Here is a 17,831-nt window from a genome sequence, read left to right on the forward strand (position 1 = left end):
TCAGCAGACCAGGACTTCATGTTAAACATCATACAGTTACTACCCGATTCGATTGCCAACCAGATTGCGGCAGGGGAGGTGGTGCAGCGGCCGGCTTCGGTAGTAAAGGAATTACTTGAAAATGCCGTCGACGCCGGTGCCAAGTCCTTACAGGTCATTATCCGCGACGCCGGCCGGACCCTGGTTCAGATTATTGATGATGGTTCGGGTATGTCGGAGACCGACGCCCGGATGAGTTTTGAGCGGCACGCTACCTCTAAGATACGTTCTTCGGACGACCTCTTCCGCATTCGCACCATGGGCTTCCGGGGCGAAGCGCTGGCCTCTATTGCGGCCGTGGCGCAGGTAGAGATGCGCACCCGGCGGGCCGATGAGGAATTGGGTACCCTGATCCGGATTGAAGGGTCGGAGATTAAGGCCCAGGAGATGGTGTCCTGCCTGCCCGGTACAAATATCCTGGTGAAGAACCTGTTTTTCAATGTGCCGGCCCGACGTAATTTTCTGAAGTCGAACTCGGTGGAAATGCGGCATATTCTGGATGAGTTCCAGCGAGTAGCGCTGGCCCATCCGGAGGTAGGCTTTTCGCTGTTTCACAACGACCAGGAGGTGTATAACCTGGTAGCTGGTAAGCTGAGCCGCCGGATTATCGATATGTTCGGTAAAAGTTATCGGGAGCAGCTGGCGTTTTGCGAAGAAGAGACGCCGTACGTAAAAGTGCGGGGCTATATCGGCAAACCGGAGTCGGCCCGGAAGGCGCGGGGGGATCAGTTTTTCTTTGTTAATAACCGCTTCATCAAACATAATTACCTGCACCACGCGGTGATTGGGGCCTACGAAGGTACTCTACCCGAAGGTAGTCATCCGTTTTATGTGCTGTTTATTGAGATTGATCCGTCGCATATCGACATCAATATTCACCCGACCAAGACCGAGATCAAGTTCGACGATGAGCGGTCTGTATACGCGATAGTGATGGCGGCCGTCCGGAAAGCGGTGGGTATTTATAATCTGTCGCCCTCGCTGGATTTTGAATCGGATGTGAATTTTCTTGACGGGGGCGGTAGCAGCAATGCCATTGAACGACATTTTGCACCAGCGGAGAACAAACCTAAGCCACTGACGCCTTCCTGGTCGGAAGCGAAACCGGCCGCGTCGGCACCCCGTAAAGCACCGGCGGGTAACTGGCAGGCGATGTTTGAAGGCCTCGCTACGCCCGAAACGCCGGCAAGGGGTAAGGACGTCTTCCCGTCGGAAATCAGTGCTGACTGGTTAGGTCCCGCTCTGGCCCCCCCGCCAGCTGAGTCCCAACTTGACGCACCGGAGACTAACTCCGCACAGACAGAGCCTGAAGCGGTTACGGTAGGCAGCCGGGCCAACAAACTGGTCAACGAACTGCCCGATCTGCAAACGACTGAAGACGCTATCCTGCAGGTGCAGAATCGATACCTGCTGGTACCGGTCAAATCTGGACTAATGATTATCGATCAACGGAGAGCATACGAACGCATTCTATACGACCAGTTCCATGCTGCCCTTTCCCGACGCAACGGTGTAGCGCAGCAATTGCTGTTCCCTAAAACGGTAACAGTTTCGCCGGTCGACTTTCAATTGGCGCTGGACCTGCGCGATGAACTGACCAGCCTGGGTTTCCAGTTCGACGAGCTGGGGCAAAATACGTTTGTGATACGGGGTGTACCGGCCATGACGACTGGCGAAAATGAAGAAGAACTATTTGCTAATTTGCTGGCGCAATTACGCGAAGAAACCGGGCGGCTCAAGCTCGAGCGGGCAGAAGTACTGGCCAGATCGCTGGCCCGCCGGTCGGCAGGACGGCATACGGTAACGCTTAGCCCTACCGAACGGAAGGCGTTGGTTGACCAGCTATTCGGCGCAACGAACCCTAGTTATACGCCGGCCGGCGAGCCGGTTACAACAGTTCTGACGTTAGATAAAATTGCCGGACTTTTTAAGTCTTAACTAGTTATAATAGGTAAATTGACACGTAACCATGCTAACACCGGTTGTCCGCACCATTCTTCTGCTGAATGTTCTGGTTTTTATTCTTACATCCAATAACCCTGGTTTAATTTACCAGTTCGGACTCCGGTCTTTTTTATCCTCGGATTTTAATCCGGTCCAATTATTAACCCATATGTTCATGCATGCGGGTTTTATGCATATATTTAGTAATATGTTAGGTCTGTTCATATTTGGGCCTATGCTGGAGCGGGTATGGGGACCTAAACGGTTTACGTTTTTTTATTTTTTTACCGGTATTGGCGCGGCTCTGCTTTTTTCGGGTATCAATTATTTTGAAACAATAGGCATGTACGATGCGGCCAGGGCATACCCTATAAATCCGTCGCCCGAGGCCTTTATGGATTTTGTTACCCGTTATGCCAGTGGTATGTACGACCAGGTAGCCGGGTTCATTGATCAGTACGAAGCTCGGCCTGCCGATCCGGCTTTAATTGATGGTAGCATAAAAATTGTGAACACATACTTTAGTCGGCAGGTTTATGAACCAATGGTAGGGGCGTCGGGGGCAATATTTGGGGTGATCATGGCGTTTGGCATGTTATTCCCCAATACGCAGTTGTTTCTGTTATTTCCGCCGATACCCATTAAAGCAAAGTATCTGGTTATTTTTTACGGAGCATATGAATTATATTCGGGTATTTACCGGGCCCAGGCGTCCAACGTGGCTCACTTCGCTCATATAGGCGGTATGCTCTTTGCTTTTATTTTAATTAAATATTGGGGGTCTCAACGAAAAACATTTTACTAAGTGATGAGCGGGCTGTTCGATGACTTTCGATCCGAGTTCAATAAGCCCAACAATACGTTGGTTCAGCTTATTTTGATTAACACGGTGATATTTCTGGTGCTGCTGCTATTGAAGGTGATCCTGGCTATGGCACAAACCGATGGTTTGTATGGCCTTATCCGGGAGCAACTGGCTATGCCTGCTTCGATCGACTCGTTTATCCGGAAACCGTGGACGGCGGTGACCTATTTCTTTACCCATGAAGAGATATTTCACATCTTATTCAATATGTTGTACCTGTACTGGTTCGGCCGGCTCATTGATGAGTACCTGGGTAGCCGGCGGCTGGTCGGTCTGTATGTATTGGGAGGATTGGCTGGCGGAGTAGTGTATATGGCCATTTATAATCTGGTTCCTTATTACCAGAATCTTGTGGCTGGCTCCCAGATGCTGGGGGCATCGGCGGCAGCCTTTTCAGTAGCAGTCGGAGCGGCTACACTGCTGCCGAATTATACTTTCCATCTGCTGTTTTTTGGTCCGGTCCGGATTAAGTACATCGTCTTTTTCTTTATTGTTCTTTCTTTCGCCCAATCCATCGGGCCAAATGCAGGTGGAAACCTGGCTCACCTGGGCGGAGCGTTTATGGGCTTTGCGTTTATCAAGCTGCTACAGAACGGAACCGACCTGGGCCGACCTATTTACTGGTTAGCCGACGGCTGGCAGGGTTTGTTCCGGAAGAAACCAGCCGTAAAAGTTTCGTACCGCCAGCGGAGTAGCGCCAATGCTCATACCAGCAGTAGTTATGCCGCAACGGGCCCGTCATCGATATCGATGCCTGACCAGGACGAAATTGACGCAATTCTGGACAAAATTTCCCGATCCGGCTATGAGAGTCTTTCCCGCGAAGAAAAACAAAAGCTTTTCCGCGCCAGTCAGCGTAATTAACGGCCTCTATCATGCTACAAAAACCCCAGCTCAAGAAAGTCTGAGCTGGGGTTTTTGTTAAGATTAAATCCCGTAATTCTCCCTGTCTGCCAACCAGCCAGTCTTAACAGAACGATTTGTCTATTTATACTGTATTCTATTTAGAATAGCTATTTGGCGTTTATACCGGGTCTGGTATTAGATTTGTTCAAAAATTGCCGTATTTTCGCTGTTCTGTTTCAATGCCTCGGACAAGCTATGCCAGGCGCGGTAAAACATTACACTTTATCCGTTTGTTGTTGCAAAACAGGTACTTCTGCTGTTACCCCTATGCTAATCACCCCCGGCAAACTGTTAGCCACCATCGACACCCCTGAAGATCTTAGGAAACTCAGCAAAGATCGATTACTACAAGTTTGCGACGAACTCCGTCAATTTATTATTGATAATGTATCAGTCTATGGCGGACATTTCGGAGCCAGCCTGGGCGTGGTCGAGCTGTCGGTAGCTTTACATTACGTCTTCAACACGCCCGATGACCAACTGGTCTGGGATGTAGGGCACCAGGCATACGGGCACAAAATTCTGACCGGACGTCGCGACAGCTTTCATACGAATCGTTTTTATAAAGGCCTTTCCGGCTTTCCAAAGCGCAAAGAAAGTGAATACGACAGCTTTGGTGTTGGACACTCCTCTACCTCTATCTCAGCTGCGCTGGGTATGGCCGTAGCTTCGCAGCTTCAGAATCTGCCCAACCGCCACCATATTGCGGTTATTGGCGATGGGGCCATGACGGCCGGTCTTGCGTTTGAGGGTATGAACCATGCCGGAGCCACCAATAGCAACCTCCTGATTGTGCTCAACGACAACTGCATGTCGATTGATCCGAACGTAGGGGCCCTGCGTGAGTACCTGACTGATATTACTACGTCTCATACCTACAACAAGGTAAAAGACGAAGTCTGGAACCTGCTGGGCAAAATGAGTATGTTCGGCAAGAGTGCCCAGGAAATTGTGTCTAAAATCGAAACCGGCCTTAAGGCGACGCTACTGCACCAGAGTAACCTGTTCGAATCGCTGAATCTGCGCTACTTTGGTCCGATTGATGGTCATGATATTGACCACCTAACCAGCGTGCTGGAAGACCTGAAGGACATTCCTGGTCCAAAGCTGCTGCACTGCCTGACCGTAAAAGGTAAAGGCTATGGGCCTGCCGAAAAAGATCAGACCAAATGGCACGCGCCCGGTCTGTTCGACAAAGTGACCGGTGAGATCACCAAGAAAGTATATGAAGCCCCCCAGCCGCCGAAGTACCAGGATGTATTCGGCTATACGCTGGTGGAACTGGTTGAGCGTAACCCCCGCGTGGTGGGCGTAACGCCGGCCATGCCCTCGGGATCATCCATGAATATTCTGATGAAGGCGTATCCCGAGCGGGCGTTCGACGTGGGCATTGCCGAGCAGCATGCCGTAACCTTCTCGGCCGGTATGGCTACGCAGGGTGAGGTAGTGTTCTGCAATATCTACTCCACCTTTATGCAGCGGGCCTACGACCAGGTAGTTCACGATGTGTGTATTCAGGAGCTGCCGGTCATTTTCTGTCTCGACCGGGCCGGCTTTGCCGGTGCCGATGGCCCCACACACCACGGTGCTTACGACATCGCTTACATGCGCTGCATTCCCAATATGATTGTGTCGGCTCCGATGAACGAGCAGGAGCTACGTAACCTGATGTTTACGGCGCAATCAGAAGAAATTCAGTCCGGCAACAATGCGTTTACGATCCGTTACCCTCGGGGCGAAGGCGTTATGCCCAACTGGCGAACACCGCTGGAATCCATTCCGGTTGGTAAAGGCCGGATGATCCAGGACGGCGAAGACGTAGCTATCCTGACCATCGGACACATTGGCAATTATGCCGTACAGGCTTCCGCCCAACTCCGCAAAGAAGGTCTCCACCCGGCTCACTTCGATATGCGATTTGTAAAGCCGCTTGACGAAGAACTGCTGCACGCCGTCTTCCAGCGTTTCGACAAAGTACTAACTGTAGAGGACGGTTGCCTGATGGGTGGCTTTGGTAGTGCTGTGCTGGAGTTTATGGCCGAGCATGGTTACTTGGCACGGGTTAAGCGGCTTGGTATTCCGGATGCCATTGTAGAGCATGGTGAGCAAATTGAATTGCACCGCGAATGTGGTTTTGATCCAGATGGTATTGCCAGAGCCGTTCGGGAGTTGATCTTTACCGGACGTCGCCAGGCTGTAATTGCATAAAAATTTAATACGGAACGCGGTGTGACTGCGGACCAGTGACGCGGATTAAGTGGATCTACACAGGTGTTCATCTTTGTAAATCCGCCTAATTCGCGTCATTTGCGTTCTATTCAATTGTAGTTAATAGCAACAAATGAAAGTCTATAAATTTGGCGGAGCCTCGGTCAGGAACGCCGACGGTGTACGGAATCTGGCCGAAATTGTACACACGCAGGCTAACGGCGATCTGGTGGTTGTAGTGTCGGCCATGGGTAAAACAACCAATGCGCTGGAGGATGTCGTCCGGGCTTGTTACCAACATCAGCCGGAAGAAACCCAGAGCCGCTGGCAGGCCGTTCGGGCATACCACGAGGCTATCATCAACGAGCTGACCGATAACGTTCCGGACCCCGCCTTTGCCGGCGTTTTTGATACGTTTACCAAATTGGAAGCGTATCTCCGCCAAACGCCCGACGGCTCCTACGACTGCGTATACGACCAGATTGTATCCATGGGAGAGGTAATCTCCACGCAAATAGTAGCCGCTTACCTCAACAGTCTTGGTATTCAGACGCACTGGGCTGACGCCCGGCAACTAATCCGCACCGACGATACCTACCGCGAAGGGAAGGTAGACTGGGACATTACCTGCCGGCACATTCAGCAGATGGCGCAGCCGGTCGAGGGAGTTATCGTTACCCAGGGATTTATTGGTCAGACACCGGATGGATTGACCACAACGCTTGGTCGCGAAGGCTCCGACTACACAGCGGCCATCTTTGCTTACTGCCTGAATGCCGAAAGCGTTACGATCTGGAAAGACGTACCGGGCGTTTTAAATGCTGATCCCAAGTGGTTTGATGAAACGGTACTGCTGGAGAAACTGACCTATCAGGATGCCATTGAACTGGCTTATTACGGTGCTACCGTTATCCATCCGAAGACCATTAAGCCCTTACAAAACAAAGACATCACGCTGTATGTGCGATCGTTTCTGCAGCCTGAGAAGCCCGGTACCGAAATCTGCAATAACGAGCATCATCTCGAAATCTCCTCCTTTATCTTCAAGATTAACCAAATGCTGATTTCTCTGCACCCCTACGACTTCTCGTTTATTGCCGAACAGAACCTGAGCCGTATATTCAGCCGCTTTGCTGAAGCCGGGGTGAAGATCAACCTCATGCAAAATACCGCCATCAGTTTCTCCGTAGTCGTTGACAGCAACCCCGACAAGATACCGGCGCTGCTGAACCAACTGAAGCAGGATTTTCGGGTTACCTACAACGACGGTCTGGAACTCATTACCATCCGTTACTATAACCAAAGCACCATTGACCGGGTATGTGTCAATAAGAAACTCTTGCTGGAGCAGAAAAGCCGCTATACGGTACAGCTTGTGGTGAAAGATCGGGGGTAACGTATCGTAACCTATGGGCCTTAGCCAATGGGTAGGTTAGAACTTCGGGCACGGAATTTTTTTGTCTTTGCGACGGACGCGGTTCTTCTTGCCGATCTCAAGCCGGTCGAAGGTATATGACAGCGATATTTCGTGGGAGCCCCCACTGGCAAAGCCCAGCGTAGATACCGTAGCATCGTAGCTGTAACCGATAGAAAAATGATCGGCGCGGTAGCCGACCAGCACCGCCAGCGCATCGTGGTTATTGATGTTCTGGGCGTACTTCTTAATGGGTAACCCCCGGTACCAGAGTCCCACCGTGATGGGCGAATAAGTCAGGTAGGCACCGGCGTCCAACTGGTCATATTTGCCTTGAAATTTGTAAAGAACAGCTGGCGAGAAACTGATCTCCCGATCCCATTCATCGGCGGTGCCGGTAAAGCCGTCGAGCGGTATGCGCAGACCAGCATGAAAGCTTCCTTTCATGGGCAGGCGGCTGTTGTCACCCACAAAAAAACCCTGATTAGGCCGGTTGATGTGGTGCGCCGAAATGCCCATCCAGAACCAGTCGGAGTAGTATAAACCACCCGTTGAAAAGTCGAGGTAGTTGTTGTTAGGTTGTCCACCGGCCAGAATCGGATCGCTGCTCGGGTTTCCTGTGAAGCCGTTACTCGAGAGCTGATCGCCGAATGTTAATCCAAAGTAGTTGATATTCCGGTTTACATACGACCCCTGCAGGCCCAGCCGGACAAACGACTCTTCACCCACCTGAAACTGGTACGAGTATTGTAAGCCAATGTCAGTCGACCGGATGCGGCCCTGCCCCTGGTTATCATTGACGAGCAGCAGCCCAATTCCGCTGTTGAAGCGCGGCATATAGTGGTCAACACCAACCGCCGAAGTGACGTAGTTGGTAATAGCGGGCCACTGGTTGCGGTAATTTACTGTCACTCTGGGAGCCAGCGCTGAGCCCGCAAACGCGGGATTCAGGTATAAAGGAGCCGCAAAAAATTGCGTAAACTGGGGGTCCTGCGCCTGAGCCAGATGCCCCAGCAGGAGCGTCATACCGATTAGAATAGATTTCTTACCCATAGGTGGGGGAGTTAGTGCAAAAAGTTTGCCACCGTTCTTCTCAAAGAATACGATATTACTGATAAAAAAGTATACAGGCTGCCAATCCGGAAAAGAGTTTATTCAATGACCCCTGGAGCAGCGTAAATTTTGCTTACTTGTGCAGTCAATAGTACAACGATTCCTGTATAAAATTTTACGAAACCGTTTTCGTTTACATTAACGTAAAGGCCCCTTCATCTGTTATGCCTGGGGGAGAGTTTGAACAGGATGGCTAACGGTAAATTACATGTACTTCACTATACTACATAAACAGATTTTTGGCTTATTACTGGCACTTGTGCTGATTGGTGGATGGACTACTGCCGTTCAGGCTCAGGTGCTGGACCCGCTTCCCGGCGGAGTTACTGTTCGTGGTAAGTTTTGTATACCGGTTGATGAGGAGTGTAAAACAGACTCGCTGACATTTTCTGATACAACACGGAACGGAGCGAGGATTCAATGGGCCTTTGAAGATCCCGCCGGCGGGCAGAGTAGATTTGTAAACGGCAGTATTGCCAAACAAATCTATACACAACCTGGCATATACACGATCTATCTAAAACGTGATACTACAGCTTCATCTCTACCGATTCCTATCAGAGTTAACATCGGCGTTCCACCCCCGCCCTTTCAGGGATGGCGTCCGGATACCACGATTTGCCAGGGAGAAACGATTGATCTGAACCCTTATCCAAATCGCACAGCATCTCAGTATCAATACCTGTGGTATCCGAAAGGCGATACCACGCAGGTGCTTAAGGTGGATAGCTCAGGCTGTTACTCGGTCGAAGTACGCGACCCGGAAACCGGCTGTACTACGCAGGACCGTATTAATGTAGACGTCTGTGGCGAGCAGAAACAGGCACAGGGAGTTAAATGGTACTTTGGTGGCAATGCTGGTCTTGACTTTGGTAGCGGGGGAGCTACGCCGATTGAAGACGCCAAACTAAATACCATAGAAGGGTCTTCATCCATCGCTAATACCAAAGGCGAACTGCTGTTCTACTCCGACGGACTTACCATTTTCGACAAGAACGGCGACCGCATGCCTTCGGTGGTTTTCGACCTGAATGGTAAACCCCAACTGGTACAAAATGATACTACCAGGCTGGGCGGAAACCAGTTATCAACCCAATCGGCCCTGATTGTGCCGAAGCCGACCTGTCGGGGTTGCGAGTACCTGTATTACGTCTACACCACGGCCGAAATCAACGGTACACAGCAATTGACCTACAGCATTGTAGATATGCGCTACAACAACGGCAAAGGGGCTGTTGTCGAGAAAAACATTCCGCTGGTAGAGCAAAGTACCGAACGCTCGGCTTCCGTTAAAAATGAGCGTGACAGCACCTATTGGGTCATTACGCACGACTACGGCACCAACCGCTTCCGGGTGTACCACCTGACCGAAAGCGATACCAAAGAAGAGAAAATTTACGACCTGGGGCAGGCTCATGATACACCCATTCGCGGGGAAGGCTATATGAAGATTGGCCCGGCCGACACCAGTGGCAACGGTGACCGTCCCATGGCGGTGGTTATACCGGGCCCACCAACCAACTCGATTGACTTGTTTACTTTCAACGACTCCACGGGAACCCTCACCTTTAATCGAACAATTCCATTGGGGCCAGCCCCGCCCAAGGCGTACGGAGTTGAATTTTCGCCGGATGGTACGAAGCTCTACGTGTCCATGCTTGGGGACTCGGCTAATAACAATATGTCGTACCTGCTGAGCTATGACCTGACCCAAACCGATTCGGCCAGTTTTGCTGAGTCCAGGGTTGTTATTGACAGCTCGTCGACCCGACAGTACGGAGCGCTGCAGATCGCCCCGGACGGCAAGATTTACGTGGCTATAAAAGGCAGCAATACCCTGGGGGTTATCGAGAACCCTGATGGTGGAAGTTTACTGGACAGCCTGCGCTTTAATCCACGCGGGCAGAGCCTCGGCGGCAAAACCAGTCAACTGGGCCTGCCCAACCTGGTGGCGAACTTTAACGACCAATCCAGCGGTCCGGGAATATCCTACGCCGATACCTGCGCCGGCTCCCCAACCACCTTTGAAATCGGGCCTAACTGTCCAAAGCTGAAGGAAACATACACCCTAACGTTTGGCGACGGCAGCGCTCCGTTGTCCTTTACCTCGGCTCAGCCCAAAACGCATACCTATCAAAAAGCGGGGGTTTACCCAATCAGTCTGCGGATTGTGACCGAGAAAGCGACCGGCGGCATCTGTAAAGATACGCTGATCCGCGACACAGTCACCATTGTTGATCCTCCTCCAAAAATAGAACTGGGACCAGATATTGACTCCTGTCGGATTAGTGTGACACTGGACGCCAAAGTGCAGGCAGCAGCGTATTACTGGATATTTAACAGGCGGGTCATCGGGCGAACAAAGCAACTTACCGCTACCCGAACGGGGCAGTATGTGATTGTTGCCGCCAACGGAGAGTGTTTCGAGACCGATACCATTCAGGTTGTGCTCAGACGTCCGCCTTCGCTGGATTTGGGCCCCGATACAACGTTTTGCCAGGGAACATCCTACAACCTGACAGTGCCCCAGCAAACCTGGACCAAGTTCCAGTGGAGCAATGGCACTACCCAGCGCGACAATCCGGTGACCCAGCCAGGTACCTATTTTGTGAAAGCACAGAACAATCTGGGTTGCGAAAATAGTGATACCATTAACCTGCGGCAGTTACCGAAACCTGTTCTGGCGGCTACGCTGAAAGGCCCAACTACCTGTACGGCGGTCGATGGGTCTATTGAGGTACAGCCAACACCCGCAGGGTCGTATACCTACGTCTGGAGCCAGGCTAGCGGAGCTGCGTTGCCGAGCACAACCAACCGACAGACTGATCTAGCAGAAGGAGGGTATCGTGTAAACGCTACCAATGAGAACGCCTGCTCAGTTGATACGTCGTTCACATTAAACTCACCGGTCAATCAACTCCGGGTGGCCTCCCAGCCAACGGCGGCCCTATGTAGTCAGCCAAATAGCGGTTCGATAGCGCTGACGATTACCGGGAGTACACCATCCACGTACATCTGGCTTGATGCCGGCGGTAATCAGATTAGTCAGAACCCAATACTTTCCGGAGCACTGCCGGGTATCTATAGCGTGGAAGTTACCGATGTGGGTGGCTGCAAGGCCACCGCCAATAACATCCGGGTAGGCCTTGATAGTACCGGGTTTGCCAGCCTTGGTCCTGATCGCCGGATCTGCGTAGGGGATACGGCCGTGCTGATTCCGATCGACGGCGGTGGTCAGGCGGGTAATACGTACCAGTGGAGTACCGGCGCCAACGGGCGGTCGGTTGTTGTAAATGCTCCGGGTTCTTATTCCATTGTGGTTCGCAATACCATCACAGGTTGTGTAGGTCGCAGCACGGTGCAGGTTACCAATAAGCCTCAGCCGGAGTTTTCGCTGACGAAAGAAGCAAATCTATGCGTACCCGACAACGGGGTAGCCCAACTCACAGCAGGTGGTGCAGCCGGATTGCGGTTCTATTGGCCTCAATTGCAGGATAGCAGCCGCACGGTAACCGTCAGGCAGGTAGGAACCTATCAGCTTCAGGTAACCAATCCGGATGGATGCACGGCCACCGATGCCGCTCAGGTCCTGGATCTGTGTGACCCGCGGGTAGTGACGCCGGAAGCATTTACGCCAAACGGCGACGGCGTGAACGATGCCTTTTCGGTATTTACCGCCTACATCACTGACTTTGACCTGAAGATCTTTAACCGATGGGGTGAAGTGATCTTCCACAGCGATGATCCGGAGAAGCGATGGGATGGTACGTACCGGGGCGCATTGTATCCATCGATGCTGTACGCGTACGTCATATCCTTCAAAAGCCAGTATTTTCCGGAGCGTCCGAAGGAGGTAAAACGGGGGTCTGTTCTGCTGATCCGGTAGTGCTATTTTGCCGTTTTTTTCGTAAATTTACCCAAAACAGACGGTCAAAATTTACTTTTACCGGACTGGAAAAAGACGAACAGATAAACACATGCGGAAAGACTTCATGAAAGGAACCACAGATGGGATGACAGCCACCGACCGTGAAATCGAACGGGCTTTGCGGCCGCTTTCGTTCGATGATTTTACGGGTCAGAAAAAGGTGCTCGACAACCTGGAAGTGTTTGTAAAAGCAGCCAAGCAGCGGGCCGAAGCCCTCGACCATGTGCTGCTGCACGGCCCTCCTGGTCTGGGTAAAACCACCCTGTCGCATATTATTGCCAATGAATTGAACGCCAACATCAAGATGACTTCCGGGCCGGTGCTCGACAAACCCAGCGATCTGGCGGGTTTGCTGACCAACCTTCAACCGAACGACGTTTTGTTCATTGACGAGATTCACCGGCTTAACCCAGTCGTGGAAGAGTACTTGTACTCGGCCATGGAGGATTACAAGATTGACATTATGCTCGACTCCGGCCCCAACGCCCGGACCGTGCAGATCAAACTCAATCCGTTTACACTCATTGGGGCCACCACGCGGGCGGGTATGCTGACGTCTCCGCTGCGGGCCCGGTTTGGTATCAGTTGCCGGCTAGAGTATTACGATGCCAAACTGCTGACCTCTATTGTGCAGCGCTCGGCCGCCATCCTGGCCACTCCCATTGATGAGGAGGGAGCCTATGAGATTGCCCGCCGGAGCCGGGGTACCCCGCGGATCGCCAATAACCTGCTGCGCCGGACCCGTGACTTTGCGCAGGTGAAAGGCGATGGCTACATCAACGTCGACATTGCTGAAATGGCACTGACGGCACTCGACGTAGACCAGAACGGGCTGGACGATATGGATAACCGCATTTTGTCGACCATTATCGAGAAGTTTAAAGGCGGGCCGGTAGGGATCTCTACGATTGCCACGGCTTGTGGCGAAGAGGCAGAAACGATTGAAGAGGTATACGAGCCGTTTCTGATTCAGGAGGGGTATTTAAAGCGTACGTCAAGGGGGCGTGAGGCCACCGAAAAGGCGTATCATCACCTCGGTGTTATACCGACGTACCGAACTGGTGAATTATTCGGTTAGTCTATCAAGTTAGTAGCAAAAAAGGCAACCTGTTGTGGGTTGCCTTTTTTGCTCTAGCTCAGAATCTTGCTTCGGTAAATACACTCAATAATCTCGGATACAGCGTTGTCGACCAAAAAGTAATAAATATTCTTCCCACTCCTTCGTATCTCCAGAATGCCCTTGTCCCTCATGTTGATCAGGTGGTGAGAAATCAGAGACTGCTCGGCGTTCAGATTCTTGTAAATCGTCGAGACGTTCAGTTCCTTATTCTCGTTCAGCATCTGGATAATCTTAATGCGCAACGGATGAGCTACGGCTTTCAACACATACGCAGCTCGCTCAATCTTTTTTTCGTCGTCTAACACTTTTTCTGTTGCCATAATAACCTACTGTTGGGTGTGCCGTGAAAAGTTAACTAAATTCTGGAACTAACAGATAAATAGATGGTTGAATGTCAGTGTGAATTTATCGTAAGGCCTCTTTTTTTATCCTATAATAAAATGTGAACCTTTTAATTATTAACCGAGGCATATAACCATTGTTTGAAAGAATAGTAAATAGATGAGGTCTATAGGATAAATTTATCGTTTGCCTCGCCAGCTAATGAGAAAAACGCCGGCCAGCACCAGTAATGTACCCACCACCTGGAGCCAAGAGATTCTCTCGCCCAAGATGGTTGTTGCGAGCACCAGGGTGAAAATGGGTCCTATGCTGGCGATGATGGAAGCATTACCCGACCCAACCCGTTTAATACCTTCCGCGATCAAAAACGTTGGTATAACGGTAACGCCAATGGCCATAGTTACCGCTAATCCATATACAGGAGCGGGAAATATCCCCAGGTGGAAGCCATTGTGGATAAAATTGTGGATAACTGTAGGTACTGTAGCAGCAATCAGTGCGTAACAGGTATAACGCTGTGCCCCCACTCGCGCAATCATAGAATCGCTGCCTACCAGATATACTGCGTATACGATGCCGCTTACAATCACCCAAAATGATCCGAGAATTAGATCACGCTGTTCGCCGGTTTCTATATTTTCCAGAAAAGCCAGCAGAATACCCGCGTAGGTCAGAAACAACGCCCCCCATTGCAGTCTTGACACCGACCGGCGGTACAGCACGGCGTTCATCAGCAGCACAAAGGTGGGATAGACAAACAGCAAAATGCGCTCCAGGCCGGCTGTAATATACACCAGTCCTAGGAAGTTGAAATAACTGGCCAGGTAGTACCCGATTATGCCCAACATTACCAGCGACAGCCACTGCCTACGTGTAAGGTTAGTCGGCGGCAACCGTTTCGACGCAGCGTAGGCGATACCTACATAAAAGGGTAGGGCAAACAGCAGTCGCAACGACAGCAGGGAAATGGCATCGATCGGGTACTGGTAAGCCAATTTGATCAGAATGCCTTTCATGGCAAAGCAAAAAGCAGACACAAAGACCATAAAGGCACCCATCAGGTAGCGAACCCTAACCCGGCTGTGAGTTGCTGTTTCAGCGTTAAGCATACGGTTGAAAAACAAAACCCTCCGGTGGGGGAGGGTTCTGCTACTTTATTTTTGTCGGAAGAAAACCGTTATCGGCACACCCTCAAAGCCAAAGTTCTCCCGTAGTTTATTCTCCAGAAAGCGTTCATAGGGCTCTTTAAGGTATTGCGGATGATTCGTAAAGAAGATAAATGTCGGCGATGGTGTGGGCAACTGCATGGTATACTTGATCTTGATGTATTTGCCCCGATGCGCCGGTGGTGGATAAGCTTCGATCAGCGGCAACATCGTCTCGTTCAACTTCGACGTAGCTATCTTCTTGGTTTTATTCTCGTAAACTTCCGTTACCTTTTCCATCACCTGGAAAATCCGCTGTTTTTCGTGAACCGAGGCAAAGATAATGGGCAGGTAATCGATCGGCGCCATTCGCCCGTGAATCTCCTTACGCCAAACATCAGCGGTTTTGGTATCTTTTTCAATGGCGTCCCATTTGTTCACCATGATGACTACGCCTTTTTTAGCCCGCACTGCCTGACCAATAATGTTCATGTCCTGCGATTCCAGACCACGGGTAGCATCCAGCATCACCACACACACATCCGACTCTTCCATCGCCCGTAGTGAGCGCAGAATGGAGTAGAACTCAATGTTATCTTTGATCCTGGCCTTCCGGCGAATACCGGCGGTATCAGTCAGGATAAAATCTTTACCAAATGCTTTGTACCGGGTGTTGATCGCATCACGGGTGGTACCCGCTATATCGGTAACAATACTCCGCTCACGGCCCAGCAGCACGTTCAGAAATGAGGATTTACCGGCATTCGGCCGGCCCAGAATGGCTACGCGGGGAATACCTGCTTCCGGATCTTCAATGCCCGTGTCTTTAAAGTGTTTCACCACTTCGTCCAGCAGCTCACCCGTTCCGGTACCCGTCTGCGCCGACACCGAATAGATCTCGCCTAGGCCCAGCTCGTAGAATTCAGCGGCTGCCTGCTGGCGGCCTATCGTCTCCGCCTTATTGGCAACCACCAGCACCGGCTTCTTCGACCGGCGCAGGACATCGGCAAAGTCCTGATCCAGGCTGGTCAGGCCTGTCATGGTATCCACCATAAACAGCAGCACCGAGGCCTCTTCAATAGCCAGTTCCACCTGCTCGCGAATGGCATCTTCAAAAATATCTTCGGAGCCGACGACATAGCCGCCGGTATCAATGACGGTAAAATACTTATCGGTCCACTCGGCATGGCCGTAATGCCGGTCGCGGGTGACACCGCTCTGGTTATCCATAATAGCCTGCCGCTGCTCAATCAGTCGGTTAAACAGCGTGGATTTGCCCACATTCGGCCGGCCCACAATTGCTACAATATTTGCCATATTCTTTTAAGTCGGCAGTAGGCAGTGTACAGTAGGCACATTTGAGAAGCATAGCTGCTCTTTTCTGCCAGCTGCAAACTGCTTGCTGCGCACTACTCACTTTGATCATACCCGAAGCGCCGGAGGGATCGTTCCTTATTGCGCCAGTCAGGTTCTATTTTTACGAACTGTTCAAGGAACACTTTTTTTCCGAAGAAGCGTTCCAACTCTTCGCGGGCCATAATACCCGTCTTTTTGATCATATTGCCGCCCTCACCCAACAGAATCGCCCGCTGTGTTGCCCGCTCTACCAGGATCTCGGCCTGGATCACAATGATGTCTTCCTTATCCTTAAAGCCTGTCACCACCACCTCTGTGCTGTAAGGAATTTCCTTTTTATAGTTCAGGAAGATCTTCTCCCGGATTATTTCCGACGCAAAGAAACGCTCCGGCTTATCGGTCATCTCATCCTTGGGGAAAAATGGGGGATGCACCGGCAACCGGGTAACAATGGCGTCGAACACCTGGTCGAGATTAGCCGCGCCGATGGCCGATATTGGGATAATGTCTTCTGCCTTAAAATTCTGCTCCCAGTACAGCTTTTTCTCGGCTACCTGTTCGGGTGTGGCCAGATCAATCTTATTAATGAGCAGCAGCACGGGTGTTTGACTGTGCTGGAGCCGATCTATGACGTCATTCTGGTCGTGCTTCTCAAAAATATCGGTGACAAAAAGAATAATGTCTGCATCTTCCAAAGAGCCCCGTACAAAACTCATCATCGACTCGTGGAGCCTGTACTGCGGTTTGATAATACCGGGTGTATCGGAATAAATTAGCTGGAACTCCTGTCCGTTGTGAACGCCATTCAGGATGCCCATGATCCGGTGACGGGTTGTCTGGGCCTTGGAGGTGATGATCGACAGCCGTTCGCCCACCAGTTGATTCATCAGCGTCGACTTACCTACGTTAGGTTTACCAATAATACTGACAAAACCAGCTTTATGATCCGGGCTGTAGTTCTCGTTTGTGATGTCCATAAAGAAATGATAATCAGGCCAACTAACGCCGGCCACAGAAAAAAACTCCCCTCCAGACAAAACTATTTTGCAGGGAGGGGTGTTATTTTTTTACAAAGGTAGTTGATTTTATCACAAAAGACTACTACTTTTGCACCCATACACCGCGGGATGGAGCAGTTGGTAGCTCGTTGGGCTCATAACCCAAAGGTCGCTGGTTCGAGTCCAGCTCCCGCTACTAAAGAAAAGCCTGATTAGCTAATAGTTAATCAGGCTTTTTCTTTTTGCCCCTATGCGCTTATTCACTTATCCCATTATCCCAACAAAAAAGCCTGATGATACATCACCAGGCTTCTGTTTGTTCGTCGGGAAGGCGGGATTCGAACCCACGACCTCTTGCACCCCATGCAAGCACGCTACCGGACTGCGCTACATCCCGAATTAACAATGGCAAAAATAAGGGAATTATAAAAAAGGAGCAAGGAACTCCGTTGC

Annotated in this window: 12 protein-coding genes and 2 tRNA genes; 8 read left to right on the forward strand and 6 right to left on the reverse strand. The window is 51.0% G+C overall.

Annotation, left to right across the window (positions count from 1 at the left end):
* Window positions 1-18: 18 nt before the first annotated feature.
* From mutL to ABD949_RS12970, 5 genes are all read left to right on the forward strand, one after another.
* Complete coding sequence (gene mutL, locus ABD949_RS12950; protein WP_345244099.1) at window positions 19-1,977, forward strand: DNA mismatch repair endonuclease MutL; 1,959 nt, start codon at window positions 19-21, stop codon at window positions 1,975-1,977.
* 31 nt (window positions 1,978-2,008) lie between these two features.
* Entirely contained in the window at window positions 2,009-2,788 is a 780-nt protein-coding gene (locus ABD949_RS12955; RefSeq protein ID WP_345244101.1) for a rhomboid family intramembrane serine protease, read from the forward strand.
* 3 nt (window positions 2,789-2,791) lie between these two features.
* Window positions 2,792-3,712, forward strand: a complete 921-nt coding sequence (locus ABD949_RS12960) for a rhomboid family intramembrane serine protease (protein WP_345244103.1) — start codon at window positions 2,792-2,794, stop codon at window positions 3,710-3,712.
* A 309-nt stretch (window positions 3,713-4,021) separates the two neighbouring features.
* Complete coding sequence (gene dxs / locus ABD949_RS12965; protein WP_345244105.1) at window positions 4,022-5,962, forward strand: 1-deoxy-D-xylulose-5-phosphate synthase; 1,941 nt, start codon at window positions 4,022-4,024, stop codon at window positions 5,960-5,962.
* Window positions 5,963-6,095: 133 nt separating this feature from the next.
* Complete coding sequence (locus tag ABD949_RS12970) at window positions 6,096-7,358, forward strand: aspartate kinase (protein ID WP_345244107.1); 1,263 nt, start codon at window positions 6,096-6,098, stop codon at window positions 7,356-7,358.
* Between the two features lie 36 nt (window positions 7,359-7,394).
* Here ABD949_RS12970 and ABD949_RS12975 read toward each other — a convergent pair whose 3' ends face one another.
* Complete coding sequence (locus tag ABD949_RS12975) at window positions 7,395-8,429, reverse strand: PorP/SprF family type IX secretion system membrane protein (protein WP_345244109.1); 1,035 nt, start codon at window positions 8,427-8,429, stop codon at window positions 7,395-7,397.
* Window positions 8,430-8,697: 268 nt separating this feature from the next.
* Here ABD949_RS12975 and ABD949_RS12980 point away from each other — a divergent pair, with 268 nt between their 5' ends.
* Together ABD949_RS12980 and ruvB are read left to right on the forward strand one after the other, a co-directional pair.
* The gene (locus tag ABD949_RS12980; RefSeq protein ID WP_345244111.1) at window positions 8,698-12,375 is read left to right on the forward strand and encodes a T9SS type B sorting domain-containing protein; all 3,678 of its coding nucleotides are present in this window, start codon (window positions 8,698-8,700) and stop codon (window positions 12,373-12,375) included.
* Window positions 12,376-12,466: 91 nt separating this feature from the next.
* On the forward strand, window positions 12,467-13,495 hold the full coding sequence (ruvB, locus tag ABD949_RS12985; protein ID WP_345244113.1) for a Holliday junction branch migration DNA helicase RuvB: 1,029 nt from the start codon (window positions 12,467-12,469) through the stop codon (window positions 13,493-13,495).
* A 53-nt stretch (window positions 13,496-13,548) separates the two neighbouring features.
* Here ruvB and ABD949_RS12990 read toward each other — a convergent pair whose 3' ends face one another.
* From ABD949_RS12990 to era, 4 genes are all read right to left on the reverse strand, one after another.
* Window positions 13,549-13,857, reverse strand: coding sequence for an ArsR/SmtB family transcription factor (locus ABD949_RS12990; RefSeq protein ID WP_345244115.1), 309 nt, complete (start codon window positions 13,855-13,857; stop codon window positions 13,549-13,551).
* A 201-nt stretch (window positions 13,858-14,058) separates the two neighbouring features.
* Entirely contained in the window at window positions 14,059-14,988 is a 930-nt protein-coding gene (locus tag ABD949_RS12995; protein WP_345244117.1) for a DMT family transporter, read from the reverse strand.
* Between the two features lie 45 nt (window positions 14,989-15,033).
* Window positions 15,034-16,341, reverse strand: a complete 1,308-nt coding sequence (gene der / locus ABD949_RS13000) for a ribosome biogenesis GTPase Der (protein ID WP_345244119.1) — start codon at window positions 16,339-16,341, stop codon at window positions 15,034-15,036.
* A gap of 92 nt (window positions 16,342-16,433) precedes the next feature.
* Window positions 16,434-17,357, reverse strand: coding sequence for a GTPase Era (gene era / locus ABD949_RS13005; protein ID WP_345244121.1), 924 nt, complete (start codon window positions 17,355-17,357; stop codon window positions 16,434-16,436).
* A 144-nt stretch (window positions 17,358-17,501) separates the two neighbouring features.
* Here era and ABD949_RS13010 point away from each other — a divergent pair.
* Window positions 17,502-17,574, forward strand: a tRNA-Met gene (locus tag ABD949_RS13010).
* Window positions 17,575-17,701: 127 nt separating this feature from the next.
* On the opposite strand, the gene ABD949_RS13015 is transcribed toward ABD949_RS13010, so the two are convergent.
* A tRNA-Pro gene (locus tag ABD949_RS13015) sits at window positions 17,702-17,775 on the reverse strand.
* Window positions 17,776-17,831 lie beyond the last annotated feature (56 nt).

This window comes from Nibrella saemangeumensis, from assembly GCF_039541915.1.
GTDB lineage: Bacteria > Bacteroidota > Bacteroidia > Cytophagales > Spirosomataceae > Nibrella > Nibrella saemangeumensis.

Excerpts from the sequence above, each read along its gene's own strand:
- mutL (WP_345244099.1), top strand. The coding sequence starts at position 19 with ATGTTAAACATCATACAGTTACTACCCGATTCGATTGCCAACCAGATT.
- ABD949_RS12955 (WP_345244101.1), top strand. The coding sequence starts at position 2,009 with ATGCTAACACCGGTTGTCCGCACCATTCTTCTGCTGAATGTTCTGGTT.
- ABD949_RS12960 (WP_345244103.1), top strand. The coding sequence starts at position 2,792 with ATGAGCGGGCTGTTCGATGACTTTCGATCCGAGTTCAATAAGCCCAAC.
- dxs (WP_345244105.1), top strand. The coding sequence starts at position 4,022 with ATGCTAATCACCCCCGGCAAACTGTTAGCCACCATCGACACCCCTGAA.
- ABD949_RS12970 (WP_345244107.1), top strand. The coding sequence starts at position 6,096 with ATGAAAGTCTATAAATTTGGCGGAGCCTCGGTCAGGAACGCCGACGGT.
- ABD949_RS12975 (WP_345244109.1), bottom strand. The coding sequence starts at position 8,429 with ATGGGTAAGAAATCTATTCTAATCGGTATGACGCTCCTGCTGGGGCAT.
- ABD949_RS12980 (WP_345244111.1), top strand. The coding sequence starts at position 8,698 with ATGTACTTCACTATACTACATAAACAGATTTTTGGCTTATTACTGGCA.
- ruvB (WP_345244113.1), top strand. The coding sequence starts at position 12,467 with ATGCGGAAAGACTTCATGAAAGGAACCACAGATGGGATGACAGCCACC.
- ABD949_RS12990 (WP_345244115.1), bottom strand. The coding sequence starts at position 13,857 with ATGGCAACAGAAAAAGTGTTAGACGACGAAAAAAAGATTGAGCGAGCT.
- ABD949_RS12995 (WP_345244117.1), bottom strand. The coding sequence starts at position 14,988 with ATGCTTAACGCTGAAACAGCAACTCACAGCCGGGTTAGGGTTCGCTAC.
- der (WP_345244119.1), bottom strand. The coding sequence starts at position 16,341 with ATGGCAAATATTGTAGCAATTGTGGGCCGGCCGAATGTGGGCAAATCC.
- era (WP_345244121.1), bottom strand. The coding sequence starts at position 17,357 with ATGGACATCACAAACGAGAACTACAGCCCGGATCATAAAGCTGGTTTT.